This window comes from Enterococcus hulanensis (assembly GCF_005405485.1).
Taxonomy (GTDB): Bacteria; Bacillota; Bacilli; order Lactobacillales; family Enterococcaceae; genus Enterococcus_A; species Enterococcus_A hulanensis.
In genome coordinates this window covers 453,375-471,599 of the sequence record NZ_BJED01000001.1, presented here as the reverse complement: position 1 = coordinate 471,599, position 18,225 = coordinate 453,375, and the positions used below count along the sequence as shown (strand labels likewise).

Here is an 18,225-nt window from a genome sequence, read left to right as displayed (position 1 = left end):
AGAATTTAGCAATTTTTTTCACTAAAATAGTTATTTTCCTTTTTCCTCAAATTTCGTAAAAGGAAAGCGCATAGGCTGAACATTTGGCAATTTATTTGTTAAGGATTATAGTTAGTACAGAAAGGGTTTTTATTTTAGTTTTGTTATTCACAATTGTAGGGGAGGAATTAAAATGGATATAGTGACGTTGGCCCGTTTTCAGTTCGCCATGACGACGGTTTTTCACTTTTTCTTCGTGCCATTCTCGATCGGGATGGTTTTGGTTGTAGCCATTATGGAAACTTTATATGTTAAAACGAAAAATGAAAAATATCGGCAATTGGCGAAATTCTGGGGAAATATTTTCCTATTGAGTTTTGCGGTGGGCGTCGTGACTGGGATCATCCAAGAGTTTCAATTTGGGATGAACTGGTCAGATTATTCACGGTTCGTCGGAGATATTTTTGGCGCGCCGTTAGCAATAGAGGCTTTATTGGCCTTCTTCATGGAGTCGACATTCTTAGGACTCTGGATTTTTACGTGGGATCGGGTAAAACCGGGCCTGCATCTGGTTTTTATTTGGTTAGTAACGATTGCTTCGATGTTATCGGCCTTCTGGATTTTAGCGGCAAACAGCTTTATGCAGCATCCAGTCGGTTATACCCTTCGTAACGGACGAGCAGAAATGACTGACTTTGGTGCGGTGATCGCCAATCCAAAAGTATGGTATGAATTTGGCCACGTAATCGCAGCAGCGATCACGATGGGCGGGATGATCGCGGCAGGACTTGCGGCCTTCCAATTGTTAAAACGCAAAGAACCTCAGATGCGGGAATTCTTCATGAAATCAATGCGGATCGGCCTTGTGATCACTTTATTTGGTTCGATCATGGTGTTAGGTGCAGGAGATGCGCAAATGAAGGCCTTGATTGAAGGTCAGCCGATGAAATTTGCGGCGATGGAAGGAACCTACGAGGATACAGGAGACCCGGCGGCGTGGACCTTGATCGCTTGGGACAATGAGCGGGAGCATAAGCAGGTATTTGGTGTGCAAATCCCCTATATGCTAAGTATTCTTTCTTATAATAAACCATCTGGTTCCATCAAAGGGATGGATACCGTTAATAAGGAATTGGTCGAAAAATACGGCGACCGCAATTATTATCCGCCGGTAAATGTCTTGTTCTGGAATTTCCGGATCATGGCGGGCTTTGGCATGTTAATGTTGTTAGTAGCGATTCTGGGCTTGTTCTTCACCCGGAAGAAGAAACCGATCCTTTATGAAAAACGCTGGATGCTGTGGGTCATGGGGCTTTGTACCTTTGCGCCGTTTTTGGCAAATACCGCTGGTTGGCTAGTCACTGAATTGGGTCGTTATCCTTGGACTGTTTATGGCTTGTTTACTATTGAGGACAGTGTTTCGCCGAATGTTTCGGTCGCTTCATTATTAACATCAAATATCATTTACTTCCTATTGTTCTCAGGCTTGGCAGTAACGATGATTTATTTAGTCAAACGAGAATTAAACAAAGGACCAGGACTTGATCAAATGAATCAAGACACGGATTCAACTGATCCTTTCGACAAGGGGGCGTTCACTCATGAGTAGTTTACAATTATTATGGTTTTTATTGATCGGCGTCCTGTTTTCCGGCTTCTTCTTTTTAGAAGGCTTTGACTTTGGTGTCGGCATGTCGGTACAGACGTTAGCTCATGATGAGCATGAAAAAGATCAGATCGTAGAAACGATCGGACCGGTTTGGGATGGCAATGAAGTTTGGCTGTTGACGGCCGGCGGAGCGATGTTCGCATCATTTCCATATTGGTATGCGTCATTGTTCAGCGGATATTACTTGATTCTGTTTATTATTTTGTTCGGCTTGATTATCCGGGGCGTGTCTTTCGAGTTCCGCAGTCATATGCCGAAGGAACACAAACAGCTCTGGAACTGGACATTGAGTATCGGCAGTTTTCTTGTCCCATTCTTCTTCGGCATCTTGTTCATTAGTATGATCCAAGGCATGCCGTTAGATGCGAATCACAATATGATGGCGACCTTTACGGATTACATCAATTTGTATTCCATCGTCGGCGGGGTAGCGTTGACGTTATTGTGCTACCTGCATGGCTTGAATTATATCGCGTTGCGTACAGAAGGTCCGGTTCGTTATCGTGCGAAAAATTACGCGCAATTCTTATATGGCGTGCTGTACGTTGGCTTGGTGGCATTTGCGGTGTTGATGTATTTCAAAACCGATTTCTTCCAAAACAACTTTGCGGTTACGTTGATTTTACTCGCTGTGATCGTGCTGCTTACAGTGATCGCGAATGTTTCTGTCTTTAGAAATAAGGAAATGCTGGCGTTTATCACTAGCGGTTTGACCTTGATTGCTTTAGTGGCTTTATTGTTCAGCGGCTTGTTCCCGCGGGTCTTGATCAGCTCGATCCCCGGCAATGACCTGTTGATCGAAAATGCTTCATCAAGTCCGTATACGTTGAAGATCATGTCATATATTTCATTGACGATCTTACCGTTCGTATTAGGTTATACGGCCTGGACGTACTACATTTTCCGCAAACGGATCAAACATCCCCATGAAGTTGAGGCACAATCTGGGTATTAGGATGGCTAGTGCGTGATAATCAAACTCATTTTTCGTCTTTTAGAAAAATGAATACATTAATAGGAGTTAGGATGTCAGTCCAGCTTTTAGCAGGATAAAAAAGGGAGCCTCAAACGCATAATTCTGCACTGACTAACATACAAGCAGTTTAGCTGGATGATATACGGCATGACAATCAAACTCATTTTTCATTTTTTGAAAAATGAATACATTAATAGGAATTAGGAGCTCAACCATGATCGACAAGAAGTTATTACAACTTCCCGGTATCAAAAAAATTCTGATGTTGCTTGCAGGATCTGCTGTCCTGCAAGCAATCTTTATAATTGGGCAAGCGTACGGCTTAGCGATGGCGATTACTCATTTATGGAACGGGGAAGGATTAAACAACCAAATCAACTGGCTAGTGCTGTTCTTTGCTTCCTTCGCGCTGCGGCACCTGATGACGTATCTGCGGGAGCATTTTTTAGAGGAGTATGCTTACCAGCAAGCCAAAGATCTGCGGAGTCAATTACTGCGGAAGATTTTTCGCTTAGGCCCCGAGGTCGTGCAGAAGCAGGGGACCGGCAGCGTGGTTACCACCGCACTGGATGGAATCAATCAGGTGGAGGAATACCTGCATTTGATTCTGCCGAAAATGCTGAATATGATGATCATTCCATGGATTTTATTAGTCGCGATTTTTTTGCTGGACTGGGAATCTGGGGTGGTCTTATTGATCGTCTTTCCATTGATCATTATTTTTATGATCATCTTGGGTTATGCGGCGCAAAGCAAGGCGGACAAACAATACAAGGTCTTTCAAATTTTGTCGAACCACTTTATTGATTCGCTGCGGGGGATCGACACCTTGAAATTCTTCGGCATCAGCAAGCAATACAGCAAGAGCATCTATACAACGAGCGAACGGTTCCGCAAGGCGACTATGAGCACGCTGAAGGTCGCGATCCTTTCGACGTTCGCGTTGGATTTCTTTACGACGTTATCAGTGGCTGTGGTTGCGGTCTTGCTGGGGCTGCGTTTGATTAATGAAGGCATCTTTTTATTTCCAGCGTTGACGGTATTGATCTTGGCACCGGAGTATTTTCTGCCGATTCGCGATTTTTCTAGTGATTATCATGCGACCTTGGACGGAAAAAATGCGATGGATGATGTTAATCAGATTCTGGAATTATCAGAGAGTCAGACGGCGACGATCGGTTTGCCAACGTGGTCAAATGATAGCCGATTGACGGTAGATATGCGTTACAACTATGCGGAAAAACTAGGTGCGGAGGTTGATTTTACCGTACAGGGCTATAAAAAAATCGGGATCATCGGGATGAGCGGGTCAGGAAAATCTACCCTGATCAATTTGCTAAGCGGCTTCTTGCGACCGGATGAAAGCCAGATCAGCTTGAATGAGCAGACTATACCGGCTTTTGACCAACCGCAGTGGCAGGAACAGCTCATTTATATTCCACAGAATCCCTATATTTTCCAACGTTCGGTTCGGGAAAATATCGCTTTCTATCATCCGCAGGCCAGCGATGAGGAAATATTGAAGGCCGTTGAAGTTACCGGCTTAACGGAATTATTGCAGGAATTGCCGGAAGGCCTAGACACGATTTTAGGCGAAGGGGCGCGGACGTTAAGCGGAGGACAAGCACAACGAATCGCGTTAGCACGAGCCTTTTTGGATCAAGAGCGGAAGATTTTATTGTTCGATGAACCGACAGCTCACTTGGATATTGAAACCGAAGTGGAATTAAAGGAACGAATGCTTCCTTTAATGGAAAATCATTTAGTGTTCTTTGCGACTCATCGCCTGCATTGGCTGGCGGAAATGGATTATCTGCTGGTGATGGATCATGGCAAGCTGGTGGAGCAGGGAACCTTGGAAGAATTGAAACAAAAAAATGGCGCCTTTACAACATTGAGTCAGGCATTGCGAGGTGATGAGGCATGAATCGAATCGGCTTATTCCAAGCCTTAAAAACAGACGAATGGGTCAAACCCTTTTTCAAGCAGTACAAGAAATCGCTGTTTCTAGCACTGACCTTAGGCTTCATCACGTTCTTTTGTGCCGGGGCCTTGATGTTCAATTCAGGCTTTTTGATCAGTCGGGCAGCCTCTTTACCGGAAAATATTCTGCTGATCTATGTACCAATCGTTTTGACCCGCGCATTCGGGATCGGGCGGCCAGTCTTTCGTTATGTCGAACGTCTAGTCAGTCACAACTGGGTCTTGAAGATGACGTCGAACTTACGGGTGAAGCTGTATGATTCATTGGAGCAGGACGCGATCTTTTTCAAACAGAATCATCGCACAGGTGATATTCTCGGTTTGCTTTCTGAGGATATCAACCATATTCAAAACCTGTATCTGCGGACGATCTTCCCAACGATCATCGCGTGGCTGCTGTATGTCTTTATCATTATCGGGATTGGCTATTTTTCACCCTTCTTCGCTTTGGCGATGCTGCTGCTTTTAGGGATCGTGGTATTTTTACTGCCATTATGGTCTGTGATCATCAACGGTGCACGGCAGGAACAGCAGAAGCAAATGAAAAATCAGCTATATAGCGATTTGACGGATAATGTTTTAGGCGTGTCCGATTGGATCTTTAGTCAACGGGGGCAGGATTATGTGAACCACCATGAAGAATCCGAAGAAGCCCTGCGTGAAGTCAATCGCAAGCTGCAAAGCTTCCAGCGCAAACGTAATTTCATTTTGCAATTGATGTTTGGCGTGATCACGATCGCGCTGTTATTCTGGACCAGTCGTCAATTTCCCGGAAATCACGGGGGAGCCGCAAACTGGATCGCGGCATTTGTGTTATCGGTCTTTCCATTGATCGATGCCTTTGCGCCGCTGCCGGCTGCCGCGCAAGAAACCAACAGCTATCAAGATTCCATCAAAAATCTAAACGATCTGCCGGCAATTCAGGAGCAGCAGACAGTCGTACTGACCGTTTCTGGTCCATTGACCTTGAAGATCGATCAGGTGCATTATCATTATCCTGAAAGTAAAAAGGACGTGTTATCAGGCATTGATCTGACCTTGCGTCCAGGGCAGAAAATCGCGATCTTAGGACGAAGCGGCTCAGGTAAGAGTACGTTAGCCAATTTGATTCGCGGCGATCTGCGGGCAACTGAAGGGGCAATCACGCTGAATGGCGAGGAGACTTACAAGTTCGGCGACGACATCAGCCAATACTTAGGAGTTATCCATCAAACGCCGTACCTATTTCATACAACGATCGCCAACAATCTGCGAATCGGAAATGAAGCGGCGGAAGATGTGGAGCTTTGGCAAGTCTTGACCCGTGTCGGTCTGAAAGAGCTGGTGGAAAATTTACCAGAAGGTCTAGAAACGATGGTGGACGAAGCCGGTCTGCGCTTTTCTGGCGGCGAGCGGCAACGTTTAGCCTTAGCCCGAATTTTGTTGCAGGAAGCACCGATTATTCTATTAGATGAACCAACCGTCGGACTTGATCCGGTGACAGAACAAGCGTTGATCAACACCTTTTTCCATGAGCTTCAAGGAAAAACGGTCATCTGGATCACCCATCATCTGCAGGGGATCGATGCGATGGATCAGGTCATCTTTATCGAAGACGGCCACCTAACAATGCAAGGCAGTCCTGCTGAATTAGAACAAACCAACGCCCATTATCGAAAGCTGAAACAAATCGATAAAGGAATTATATAGAGTTGAAGCCTCTCCGGTATTCGTCTGGAGGGGCTTCTGCTATTTGTGAAGAGATTTTCCAAAATAATCTCACTTTTCCCCTTGACTCCCACGCTACGTGCTGGTCCATACTGATATTAAAGAAAGAGCTACGAGGAGGAATTTATTATGGCAAGACCAGCGACAAAGACCGATTTACTGCAAGCAAGCAGCGAGGGCTACAAGAAAATGAGCGATTTGCTGGACTCGCTTCCAACAGAAAGCCTAAATGCGACCTTTACTTTTGATGTTGAAAAGGAAAAACAAGCCCATTGGAAACGGGACAAAAACCTGCGGGACGTCTTGATTCACTTATATGAATGGCATCAACTGCTGCTGAATTGGGTCAAGGCGAATCAGGCAGGCAAGGCGCAGCAATTTTTAAAAGAAGGCTATAACTGGAAAAACTATGGTGCGATGAACATTGAATTTTGGGAGAAGCACCAAACCACCAGCTATGAAGAAGCTCGTCAATTGTTGGACGAAAGCCATCAGCAGGTAATAGAGCTGGCGGACACTTTCACCAATGATGAGCTATTTTCAAAAGGTGTCTTCCCATGGGTAGGCGGCAGTCCGTTAGGCAGTTATTTTGTTTCGGCCACTTCAAGTCACTATGATTGGGCCGCGAAGAAAATCAGAAAGTTCAAGAAGTCGTTCTAAAATGCGTCAGAGCTGTTCAACTGTCAAAAACGGTTGAGCAGTTTTTTTAATGAATAATTGCGAATCGTTGGATTTTAACTGTTAGCAATAAATAGGGATTCTATTGCGCGAGCGTGATTTGACGAATATGAGCATAATTATTACCATTTAGTTAGATAGATGATAGATAGTGAGCATTGAACAATGGGGAGGTGAAGGAAAATGAATCAACCAGATCATCAAAACAATGGATTTACTGAAGGGGACTGGCGATTATTTAGCAGCAAAATTGGAGGATGGCAAGAAAATTATATGAATCGATTAAATGAAGAGTACCTTAAAATATTAATGCAAAATACAACGCCATCTGAAAAGTTTTGGGCAATCGAAAAAAGAATTAAGATAGATAAAAAGAAGGTAGGAGTGACCATTGATTTACGACGATCAACGATGTTAATGAATATCCTGGAGTTGTTAAACGACAAAGTAATTGAAATGGATGATTTAAGCGATTTTAGTGATACGTTGAAGGAAACAATAAAATTGTATCAAAAAAGATAGCTAGTTTAAGCAGAAACGTAAGTTTTAAAAGCAGTATATTCTAATTTAATAGATACGCTAAAAATATCGCAAACAAGATATTTAGAAATATCCTACCACTTGTCTCTAGGCGAATGACTGCCCATGTGTTTTTCTGGTACAATTAAAGAAAATGCAGGTTGGAGGCAGGATATGAAAAAGAGCAAGGTTGTTTTAGCTGCTGGCGTTCTAGGTGCCGCGGCAATCATAATGAAGAAGAAGCTGGGAAATGAAACCGTCACCAAGCATCTGATCCCGCGTCATTGGGACGAACAGGAGATCAAGGAACGGCTGCAGGACTTCACTCAAAAATTAGCTGCAGGAGAGGAAGAAGTGCTAGAAGCCTTCGTTTTGGGTAAGGAAGGCAAGCATTTTACTCCTTTAAAAGGGCAAGAGTTGACCTTTTTAACCGCGCGTTTCATGAGTCTATATAAGATTAAAGGCGATAGCCGCAATAATCTGCGGGGGTTAGTCACTTATCGTGTGGCGACACCGAAAAAAGAGTATACCTATTTGCTCCAAGTCGCTCGGCTAGCAGACGGCGAAAAGCTGGACTGGTATATCCAGAAAATCATTCAGCAAGATCATGGCATCAAATACCCTAATCAATATTTGCTGCAGCTGACACCGGTTCGACCGAATGAGGAGCTTTGCCAAATCGAAACTGATGCGGGAACGATCACTCTGCGGGTTTTCCAGCAGGATGCACCGAAGGCAGTCAAAAATTGGCGCGGACTTGCCAAACAAGGCTTCTATGATGGCACACCGTTTGCACGAGTAATCAAGGATTTTGTGATTCAGGGCGGTGCGCTGGATGGTTCCGGTGAAGAAGCTCAGTCGATTTACGGCGGCTATTTTGAAGATGAGGTCGATGAAGGCCTGTATCATTTCGATGGCGCGGTGTGTTTTGGCAATCACGGGCCGAATACCAATGGCAATCAGTTCTACATCGTGGAGCGCAATCATGTTGATCAGGAACAATTGTATCGCATGAACCTGCCGCTGAAGGTTCGCTCGCATTATGAAGCAGTCGGTGGCATTCCAGAGCTGGACGGACGTTACACGGTTTTTGGTCAAGTGATTGAAGGCATGCCAGTCGTGCGTGCGATCGCTAGTCAAATGACCGACGAAAAGGATGCGCCGTTAAACCCTATAATGATCCAGAAAATCAACTTTAAAAAAGCAAGTCAGAATTAATCTGGCTTGCTTTTTTCATCCTAATTCAGTTGTAAATCCCCGCTATTTTCTTCGATTGAACCGCTTTGAAGTCAGCAAATATAGCAAAATCAGCACTAGCAGAATAATCATCCGCAGTATCGCAGGCGGACTCCAGACAAAAATGACGAATGCGGCGATTAATAGGTAGAGCAAGGTAGCATAGACCATAGAAACGCTCCTTCAGTTATTTTATATAGGACAGAAGTTCGTTCACTCTCCAATTTACCGACAAAAAAAGTTAAGGAATGCTTAAATCAGCTTCCCCAACTCTCTTTATAATACCATATTTTTGGAGACAATTCAAGATTGTCTTTTTTTTGTGATTGTGCTATTTAGTCTCTGAAAGGGGCGGATGAAGAAATGACACAGTTTGACTTAACGTTATTTAACCAGTTCTTAGCGCAGCAAAACGACAACCCGCGAACGGCGATCAATCACGCACTGCAGGCGAACCAAAAGAGTTTTCAATTATCGGGGGCGGATTTTTCTGAGCTCGCTGAGGAACGCAAGCAGCTTTTTACGGAGCATCATTTAGTGGATTTTAGTTGGCAGAATGCCCAAGCGTTAGCAGGCTTTTTAACTGAGGAAGCCATTTTTTACAAAAGCGATTTTCTAGAGCATCTGTCGGTCTGCCAAGCGCTCTTTTATTATTTACGGTCTTATCATCCCGGTCACGTAACGGATCAAGAGATCTTGGAAGCAATCGAAGCACGCTATCAGAAGTATCAAGGGGATTTAGACATGCTGCAGGGCTCATTTGAAGATTTCCCGGAATTGGAGGAGGACGAATGAAAAATGAATTATTAGATCCGGCTTTCTATCCTTTTTTCATGAAGAAGCTGCAGGAGCGGCTGAGCGGTTCCAGTGTCATGCCGGTGGATCAGGCAGAAAGAATCCAGCAATCCATCGAATTTGTCTTAGCCCAACTCCTAAAACTATATCAAGCGATTCAGGAGAATTATCAAAGCTTTGGCATTGAATCATTAGAGGAGAGCTTAGCTGAAATCGGTAACTTTTTCTCGGTGTATGATCTGGAGTTTGGTGCCGCCGAAGTCGATCAGGCCTTTTTAGACTATCAGCTGGCCGAAGCTGTACCAGCTGATTTTGTCGGACTCGATTTCTATGAGCGCTATTTGCACAATTTAGCGGCTGAAGTATTTTTCCTAAAGCGAATTCCCGAAACACAAGTTTATGAACTGCTGGATCATTATCAGCAGGATTTAGGCTTTGATTATCGTACCGATGTAAACAATCTATTCGAGATCGTCTTTAAACAAATGATCGGTAAACTGCTTCTTGGGAAAAAAGCGATCCATACTTTATTGCTGAATCAAATTGAGGCCCAATATGTTTTAGGCCGGATCAAGGATCAAACGGACTTCCCAGAACTGGAACAGCTTTTTCAGCAAAATGATTATTATCGCCGAATATTCGCTCACTTTCAGCTAACGGTTCAACGGCTGCTGGTGCCTGAGAGCGCTGTTCACTTCTTTGTGGTGACCAAGGATAGGAAGAAGCTGCTAGAAATGCCGCCTGTAATGACTGCCAGTCGCTTCAATCAGCTAATGGAAGCTTATTCTGTCGCGGATAAGCAAGAGAAAATTCGATTGATTACCAGTGAAATTTCAGCTCCGGCAGATTTTGAAGAATATGTGGAAATATCAGCAGAAAGCATGGAGTTTTATAAAAATCTTTTAAAAGAGTTCAACAAAAACTTTATAAAGGTTCTTTTAATCTTTGAAATGAACAAACTCGACTATACATCATATGCAGAAATCGTTGGTATGACAACATATGGTGGGGTTTTAGAACTTTTAAAAGATTATATAAAAGCTCTTCCAGAAGCTGAACTTTCGGCCTTATTTAGAGCAGTAGATGAGTATCAATTAGTCCCTGATGATTTCTCCTAGATAGGATTTAACCAGTTGAATACATCACAATTAATAAATTCACTAATAATCTGCTCGACCAGATTTGTTTCCAGAATGGAAAGTTATGAAATAATTAGTTGGAATCCTATTAAACTGGCAACTTCTATCAAATAATATAATATCAAACGTTATTTCATGAGCAGTATTCAACGGAAATAGCCATTTATCCATTAACTTGTAGGCAAATAGCAAAGAGCTTTTTGCTTAGGAGGCAATGGAAAATGAGTACCTATTTAAAATTTATCGTAATCGCCGCGCTTTTCATTAGTACTGGCGCCGCATCCGTATTGGCAGACTCGCAAGCAAGTTCATCAAGTACGACGAGTCAAACAACAGTCAAACAATCGTCAACCAAAAAAGCCGAAGCTTCGACAGAAAAATCTTCTGTGGCTTCATCTAGTCAAGCAGCCAGCAGTTCGACCGCTGCAAGTGAATCATCTACGCAAGCAAGTGAAGTTCCAGCGGTTGCCAGCAGTTCTGAAGAAGTAAATGCACAGGCAGCACCAACCGTTGAATCAACGGAAGCTAATGATCGACCAGCTCCAACAGTTAATGAAGCAGAGACGACAAATGAAACGACGGCTCCAGCCGAAGAAAATCAAAATGCCGCAAATCCAGCACCAGCATCGATGCAAGCAGATCAGTTAATGGTCAATGGACAATTGATCTCTTATGCAAATGCGGGACAAGGAAATGGTCAAGCGATCATTGATGCCAATCCCAATGTAGTCGCAACATGGGGCGGCGCCGCTGTACAATCTGGAAATGACGGAGTCAACACTCATTTCATTGGTCATAACCCAGGAATCTTTAACGTCTTGTTCTCAGTAGGCACTGGCGCAACGATCGAAGTATCCGATGGTTCAAACAATGTAACGTCATATACTGTTTCGCAAATCGTGACCGTGGATGATTCCGGTATCGCCGAAGACGGGACTGATTATTGGGATCAAATCACAGGCACTGGCGGCGGTGAACGCATCACGTTGCAAACCTGTATCAACGACGACTACAACTTAATTGTTTTCGCCAATAAATAAACAGCAAAGAGCAGTCCCGTAATTAGTTTCTACGGGACTGCTCTTTTTTTAACTATAAAGTAAGTATAAAATTTTCAGATGAATAAATCGCTTTGTAGCGGGTATATCCATGTCTGGCTTCACGAACTAGCTTTATCGGCAATAAGCAAAAATATTTCGAAATTTGAGAAGCAATTTAGAAATATTTTGGTCTTATTGCTCAAAAGCTGAGCGAGTTCGCGAAGCCTTTCTTATTGATTCATTATTTTCTCAGAGAAATAGATCTCTTGGGCGGTCCGTAACTTCAGATTGCCCAGCTCCTTCAGATGCTTGCGGGCCGAATTTTTTTGCACTGCAACGATTAGGTTTAAAAGATTCTCACGATCGGAGGCCGAGAAGAAATTGTTTACGATCAGCACATTGTCATTATCATACCCATCGATCGGATTATTGCTCAAGACAATGTCGTATGAAGCAAAGTTTTCGAAATCATCGGGTCCGGTTGCAATAACTGGTTCTTTGAAGGTATCAACGACGATCCGCTTACTATAATTAGCGATCAAAAAGTCCTGCAGCATCTCCGCATGCTTCCGACCTAAATCACTGATTACCAGAATCGTGACTTTTCGGCGTAATTTCTCTAAGTGCACCGGCAAATGAGACCATTCCTTCATTAATACGAAAAAGACATTGTTCAGACGAATGTCGGTCCACAGCTCCGGCGATTTCTTCTCGATATCCTTCAAGTGAATCTTGACTAAGGAAGAGAAGATCGGGTAGACTAGCTGGATTTCACGGGCGAACTTTTGATGCTTATCAAACAGCATGATCTGGCGATAAGGATAGAAGTTATATTCCACATACCAAGACATCATCTCCTGCATGATTTTTCGTTTGTCATCACGCTCCAGCGGATATTCGATCGCCTGCGAGATATTTTTCAAGAAGGTGTCGATCTTACTGTTGATCCGCACGATTTGTTCCGGATTGTCCCAGTTATAAAATTCATGGTAAACCGTTCGGCTGATTTCCTTATACCATTTTTGCGGTAATTTGAAGTCCGTTCCAGCTAGCAGATGCTCCGCAAAGGGCCGGCTGAAATCTAAGACCTTATCAATCGTGTCGTCTTCTTCCTCATAGACGCTTTCCGGTAAATAGAACCCTTGATGCATGCGATTTAGAGTCACCATAAATAAATAAGCGGCCTCTTGGATCTCGCGATCGTCTAAGGAGACGTCAAAATCCGTCGAGGTACGCATGATGAAACATGTCGTTTCTTCATGATTTAGTGTAAAAGGCCATTGGTTGACCCCATAAGCTTCCGTATAATACTGCTGGTAAAAGAAACGCACCCAGCGTTCATCAGGTCCGACGACTCGAAAGGGCGAACGTTCCAATTGCAGACCGCGCCGCTTTAAAAACTCTTCTAAAGCATTGACCATCCGATAAAACGACGCCTCGCTCATGAACAATTCATTGATCCAGTAGTCCGCATCTTGATTCGATTCATACAGCATTTTTTCCAAAAACTGAAACTCAAGGGATTCTTGGAAAATCTTGCCATAGACATTCCCAAGCTTATTGGAGGTAATGTTGTTTAAGCGGACACCCTGAAATTTTGAATACTCGATATAAATATAGTCCCCCCAAAACTCATTGATAAAGTCAATGTCAGAAAGAAGCGTTTTGACAGAGCAATCAACGGTTCTGGCGGCTTCTTTAATATCGCACCAAGAAGGCAGCTGATCCAAAAACTCAACGAACTGGATTCGTCGATTAGTAGAGGAGTTAAGTAATTGTTTCATATTTGACTCCTTTCAAAATAATTATTTTCCATTACAATTTTACCGATTTTCTTCAAAAAAAGCGAGTCATTTAGTTAGATAATAGGGAAAATTGTCAAAAATGAAGAATTATTTCACGTATTTTCTTACTGATTGCTATGGTATGATAGAAAAAAATGGAGGAGCGAAACAATCGTGATTAACTTACAAAAAACAGCAGCACCCCAATTAGATAAAGACGTTCTGCCAGTCCCACTGACTGATGAAACAATGGACATCCGCAAAGCGAATTTATTAAAGAAAATCCAGGCAGATAATTTTGATGCCGTCGTGATATATGCCGATCTGGAGCATGGCGGTAATTTTGAATATTTCACCGGCTTTGTCCCGCGCTTTGAAGAAGCCTTATTGGTCATTCATCAATCCGGTGAAGCCTACTTAGTTTTAGGTAACGAAAATCTGAATAAGGTTCCTTTTGCCCGGATCGCGGCGACCGCAGTCCATCTGCCGCATTTTTCACTGCCGAATCAACCGATGGAAACAACGTTAAGTGTGCCGGCGATTTTGAAGCAAACTAAGCTTGATCAGGCTGCTTCGATTGGCTTGATCGGCTGGAAGAACTTCACCAGCCAGCATGATGACAACGCTGCTCTTTATGACCTGCCATACTTTTTAGTTGACGGGCTAAAACAAGCGGCTCCTGAAGCAAGCTTTAAGAATGCGGCGTATTTGATGATCGGTGAAAACGGTCTGCGCACAACCAACAACGCCAACGAGATCGCCCACTACGAATTTGGCGCCATGCTTGCTGGAAATTGTATCTTAAACGCTATGGATCAATTGGCAGTCGGAAAAAGCGAAATGGAGATCGGCGCCTATCTGAATGATTTTGGTCAAACGCCGAGTGTCGTAACGATCATGGCAACAGGCGCGCGTTTTGAGAAAGCAAACCTATATCCGACCGGGAAGAAAATCCAGCTGGGGGATCGAATTTCCATGACCAGCGGCTATAAAGGCGGTCTGCAAAGTCGCGGCGGTTACGCGGTTCACACCAGCGAAGAATTACCTGAAGCGGAACAGGATTATCTGGATCGTGTCGCGAAACCTTACTTCAATGCAGTTAAGACTTGGTTCGAGACCATCGCGATCGATATGCCGGGCGCAGATTTATACGATAAAATCGAAGAAGTCTTACCTAAAGAGCAGTATGGCTGGCATTTGAATCCCGGTCATTTATGCGGAGATGAAGAGTGGCTGGCTTCACCGATTTATCCTGATTCAAGCGAAAAAATCAAAAGCGGCATGCTTTTCCAATTCGATATCATTCCTTCGGTTCCAGGCTATTCTGGTGCCAGCTGTGAAGGCGGTGTCGTTTTGGCAGATGAACATCTGCGTGCTGTTATTCAAAACGAGTATCCAGAGATGTGGTCCCGCATGCAAGCACGCCGCAGCTATTTAATAGAAGAAATCGGAATTAAGTTAAGTGAAGAAGTCTTGCCAATGAGCAATGCGGCGGCCTATTATCGCCCATTTTTCCTAAATAAAGAGTCAGCTTTATCAGCTAAATAGTCTAAGTTATAAGATCCTCAAGGGAGAGTCCTTTGGGGATTTTTTTCATTTTATACAAAAATTTTAAAGTTTAAGGACTAATACTTTAGACTGATTTTGTTAAAAGTTTAAGCATTTCATTATAAATTTGTTATAGTTTAATTAGACAGGCAGTCGGTCAAAAAAGAAAAGGGATGAGAAGAATGCGTGTATCAAAGGATCCAACGGTGCGGAAAAATGAAATTCTGGATATTGCCGGCAAGCTTTTTGCCGAAAAGGGATTTGATCAAACCAGCACTGGAGAAATTATTGCTCAAGCAGGAATTGCCAGAGGAACTTTGTATTATCACTTTCAATCAAAGGAAGAAATCATGGATGCCTTAGTGGAACGAACGACCAATGAATTGTTTACAGCGGCTAAACAGGCGGCAGACGATTTATCGCTTCCCATTTTTCAACGCTTTATTCAAACCGTCCTTGCACTGCGTTTGGATACTTCAGCGGAGGAAGGCCAAGACATGATGGATTTTGTCCATCGACCGCAAAACGCGTTGATGCATCAAAAGGTTCAAGCAGCAGTGGTAAAGGAAATCACGCCGGTGCTGACGAGAATTGTGGAAGAGGGGATTGAACAGGGACTCTTTCAGACAGAATATCCTTATGAAGCGGTGGAAATGGCCATGATTTATGCCAATACCGTTTTTGATGCGCAGGAATTAGCATCAAGCGAAGAAATGAAAGTGCAGCGTGTAAATGGCTTCTTTTATCTTTTAGAACGAATGTTAGGTGTCGAAGAAGGGCTTTTAGCAAAAGAAATGGAGGGCATGTTTGATTAATATGTGGGAGAAAATGAAGGAGGAACGGGTAATATGTATGGCAGGTTAATTACAAATGACATCAAAAAAAGTAAGCTGGTGACAGCGGCAACGACGATTTTTATTGCGATCACCGCAATGCTGGTCTCGTTAGCCGCAATTCTAGTCATCAATTTGGACGGCTCGATCGATGGGATGATGGAGCGGGCAAAGACACCGCATTTCATGCAAATGCATTCAGGGCAGATCGACCAAAGAAAAATGGAGGACTTTGCGAAATCGCAGCCGAATCTGGCGGATTGGCAGGTTTTGGATTTTTTAAATGTCGATAATACAGAGCTGTTCATCGCTGGAAAGCCAATGACGGACAGCGTTCAGGATAATGGTTTTTCGGTTCAAAGTAAAAAATTTGATTTTCTAGTTGATACGAACGATCAGATCATTCAGCCAAAGGTCGGCGAGGTCTATTTGCCGATCATTTATGAGCGTGAAGGAATTGCGAAAAAAGGAGATTTACTGGAGGTAAAGGGACATAAGTTAATTGTCGCCGGCTTCCTGCGGGATTCTCAGATGAACGCGTCTCTTTCTTCGTCGAAACGCTTCATTGTGAATCAAAAGGATTATCAAATGCTGGAAAAATTCGGCAACGTCGAATACTTGATCGAATATCGCTTAAAAGATCTTGATAAAATCAGTGATTTTGAAAAGGCGTATATCAAAGCAGAGCTGCCAGCCAATGGTCCCGCCTTGACGCATACCTTATTCCGCATGATGAATGCGTTATCCGACGGCATTATGATCGCTATTATTTTACTTGTCAGCTTATTGATGTTAGCGGTGGCCTTTTTGTGCATTCGTTTTACGCTATTATCAAAAATTGAGGACGACTATCCAGAGATTGGTGTGTTAAAAGCAATCGGTTTAAGAAATTCAGATATCAAGCGTTTATATTTAGCGAAATATACGGCGATCGGATTGGTCGGCTGTTTATTGGGCTATCTGCTTTCGTTTGCTTTTCGCGGTATTCTGCTGGAAAACATCCAGCTGTATATGGGTAAGAGCGGGAATCAGGGATTGTCCATGCTTGTTGGTCTTTTAGGGACGGTTTTGATTTTCTTTGGCGTTTTATTGTATGTCAATCTAGTGCTGCGCCGTTTCCGTAAAATTTCTGCCGCATCGGCGATTCGTTTTGGCGCTTCGCAAGAGAAGGTTCGCGGCGGCAAAGGGCTGAAAATTGCTGGGCGTTCCTTCCCGAAAGTGAATGGTCTGTTAGGGATCAAGGATGTATTGTCGCGGAAAAAATTGTATGTGACGTTGTTTACAGTGCTACTGCTGTCTTCGTTTATTTTGATTTTGCCGCAGAATTTATATAGTACAGTTTCGTCTCAAAGCTTCTCGCGTTACATGGGAATCGGGCAATCCGATCTGCGTTTAGATATCCAGCAAACAAAAAATATTCCTGAGAAAACCGCAGAAATCATGGACACGCTGAATCAGGACAAACAAATAAGTAAATCTGTTGCTTTGACTACCAAAGCTTTTTCGCTAATCAAAAAAGGCAAGGCCGAGGATCAGTTGAAGATCGAACTCGGCGATCACACGATTTTTCCAGTCGAGTATGCCGAAGGCGAAGCACCGCAGAAAACCAATCAGATCGCTTTATCCAGTTCGCTGTCTGATGACTTGGAAAAACCCTTAAATAGTACATTGACGGTACGAACCTCAAAAGGCGATCGCAAGCTGAAGGTTTGCGGCATTTATTCCGACGTTACCAATGGCGGCAAGACCGCCAAAGCCATGTTCACCGATCAAAAAGCTGCGACAATGTGGTGTACGATCAGCGGAAATGTGAAGGGCAGCGTTACACCAAGTGAAAAAGCCAAAGAATACAGTTCGAAATTCAACTATGCCAAGGTTTCAGATATCAAGCATTACATGCAGCAGACGTTTGGTTCAACGATTCAAACAGTCGCGACCGCTGCGAAAGTGGCAGTGATCGTGGCATTAGTCATCACCGCCTTAATCGTATTATTGTTTATCAAGATGCTGCTGGCAAAAGATCGCCACGAGATCGCCGTTTTACAGGCGCTAGGCTTTACCAGCCGCGATATTCGCCAGCAATATTTTATGCGTTCCTTGGTGATCGTCGTATTAGGGACGATTATCGGAACCCTGCTGGCAAGTACATTGGGAGGACAGGTAGCGGGTATCGCCATGTCTATGATGGGTGTCACTACCTTCCGCTTTACGATTAATCCGCTGGTCAGCTTTGTCTTATGTCCGTTAGGCATGCTGCTGGTAACCTTGCTGGCAACGACGCTAGCGACCGCTTCATTACAAAAAATAAAAATCAGCGATAATATAAAGGAATGATGACG

14 protein-coding genes are annotated in these 18,225 nt (G+C 43.5%); 13 read left to right on the top strand and 1 reads right to left on the bottom strand.

The genetic code is table 11. The features are described from left to right. Positions 1 to 172 precede the first annotated feature (172 nt). The 10 genes from FFR60_RS02150 (at position 173) to FFR60_RS02105 (ending at position 11,721) form a co-directional block, all read left to right on the top strand. The gene (locus tag FFR60_RS02150) at positions 173 to 1,588 is read left to right on the top strand and encodes a cytochrome ubiquinol oxidase subunit I (RefSeq protein ID WP_088935112.1); all 1,416 of its coding nucleotides are present in this window, start codon (positions 173 to 175) and stop codon (positions 1,586 to 1,588) included. Further along, the gene (gene cydB / locus FFR60_RS02145) at positions 1,581 to 2,603 is read left to right on the top strand and encodes a cytochrome d ubiquinol oxidase subunit II (protein WP_137662805.1); all 1,023 of its coding nucleotides are present in this window, start codon (positions 1,581 to 1,583) and stop codon (positions 2,601 to 2,603) included. Before FFR60_RS02150 ends, cydB begins: the two co-directional genes overlap by 8 nt. A 235-nt stretch (positions 2,604 to 2,838) precedes the next feature. Further along, entirely contained in the window at positions 2,839 to 4,551 is a 1,713-nt protein-coding gene (gene cydD / locus FFR60_RS02140) for a thiol reductant ABC exporter subunit CydD (protein WP_137662804.1), read from the top strand. After that, the gene (gene cydC / locus FFR60_RS02135) at positions 4,548 to 6,296 is read left to right on the top strand and encodes a thiol reductant ABC exporter subunit CydC (protein WP_137662803.1); all 1,749 of its coding nucleotides are present in this window, start codon (positions 4,548 to 4,550) and stop codon (positions 6,294 to 6,296) included. Before cydD ends, cydC begins: the two co-directional genes overlap by 4 nt. Before the next feature lie 147 nt (positions 6,297 to 6,443). Beyond that, positions 6,444 to 6,974 carry a ClbS/DfsB family four-helix bundle protein gene (locus FFR60_RS02130; RefSeq protein ID WP_137662802.1) on the top strand — a complete coding sequence of 177 codons (531 nt, stop codon included), beginning with the start codon at positions 6,444 to 6,446 and terminating at the stop codon, positions 6,972 to 6,974. Between the two features lie 201 nt (positions 6,975 to 7,175). Continuing rightward, positions 7,176 to 7,514 carry a multidrug transporter gene (locus FFR60_RS02125; RefSeq protein ID WP_137662801.1) on the top strand — a complete coding sequence of 113 codons (339 nt, stop codon included), beginning with the start codon at positions 7,176 to 7,178 and terminating at the stop codon, positions 7,512 to 7,514. 171 nt (positions 7,515 to 7,685) lie between these two features. Next, on the top strand, positions 7,686 to 8,729 hold the full coding sequence (locus tag FFR60_RS02120) for a peptidylprolyl isomerase (RefSeq protein ID WP_137662800.1): 1,044 nt from the start codon (positions 7,686 to 7,688) through the stop codon (positions 8,727 to 8,729). Between the two features lie 381 nt (positions 8,730 to 9,110). Then, complete coding sequence (locus FFR60_RS02115; RefSeq protein WP_137662799.1) at positions 9,111 to 9,542, top strand: DUF6323 family protein; 432 nt, start codon at positions 9,111 to 9,113, stop codon at positions 9,540 to 9,542. Beyond that, positions 9,539 to 10,660 carry a DUF6179 domain-containing protein gene (locus tag FFR60_RS02110; protein ID WP_137662798.1) on the top strand — a complete coding sequence of 374 codons (1,122 nt, stop codon included), beginning with the start codon at positions 9,539 to 9,541 and terminating at the stop codon, positions 10,658 to 10,660. Before FFR60_RS02115 ends, FFR60_RS02110 begins: the two co-directional genes overlap by 4 nt. Positions 10,661 to 10,902: 242 nt before the next feature. After that, on the top strand, positions 10,903 to 11,721 hold the full coding sequence (locus tag FFR60_RS02105; RefSeq protein WP_137662797.1) for a class F sortase: 819 nt from the start codon (positions 10,903 to 10,905) through the stop codon (positions 11,719 to 11,721). Positions 11,722 to 11,951: 230 nt separating this feature from the next. Here the strand turns inward: FFR60_RS02105 and FFR60_RS02100 are convergent, their stop codons facing one another. After that, positions 11,952 to 13,505, bottom strand: a complete 1,554-nt coding sequence (locus FFR60_RS02100; RefSeq protein ID WP_088935102.1) for an AcpB/EbpR/MafR family transcriptional regulator — start codon at positions 13,503 to 13,505, stop codon at positions 11,952 to 11,954. Positions 13,506 to 13,679: 174 nt separating this feature from the next. On the opposite strand from FFR60_RS02100, the gene FFR60_RS02095 reads away from it, so the two are divergent. From FFR60_RS02095 to FFR60_RS02085, 3 genes are all read left to right on the top strand, one after another. Beyond that, positions 13,680 to 15,053 carry a M24 family metallopeptidase gene (locus FFR60_RS02095; protein ID WP_137662796.1) on the top strand — a complete coding sequence of 458 codons (1,374 nt, stop codon included), beginning with the start codon at positions 13,680 to 13,682 and terminating at the stop codon, positions 15,051 to 15,053. 182 nt (positions 15,054 to 15,235) lie between these two features. Then, complete coding sequence (locus FFR60_RS02090) at positions 15,236 to 15,868, top strand: TetR/AcrR family transcriptional regulator (protein WP_137662795.1); 633 nt, start codon at positions 15,236 to 15,238, stop codon at positions 15,866 to 15,868. 33 nt (positions 15,869 to 15,901) lie between these two features. Beyond that, positions 15,902 to 18,220: an ABC transporter permease gene (locus FFR60_RS02085; RefSeq protein ID WP_137662794.1), complete on the top strand. Its 2,319-nt coding sequence runs from the start codon at positions 15,902 to 15,904 to the stop codon at positions 18,218 to 18,220. Positions 18,221 to 18,225: the final 5 nt, after the last annotated feature.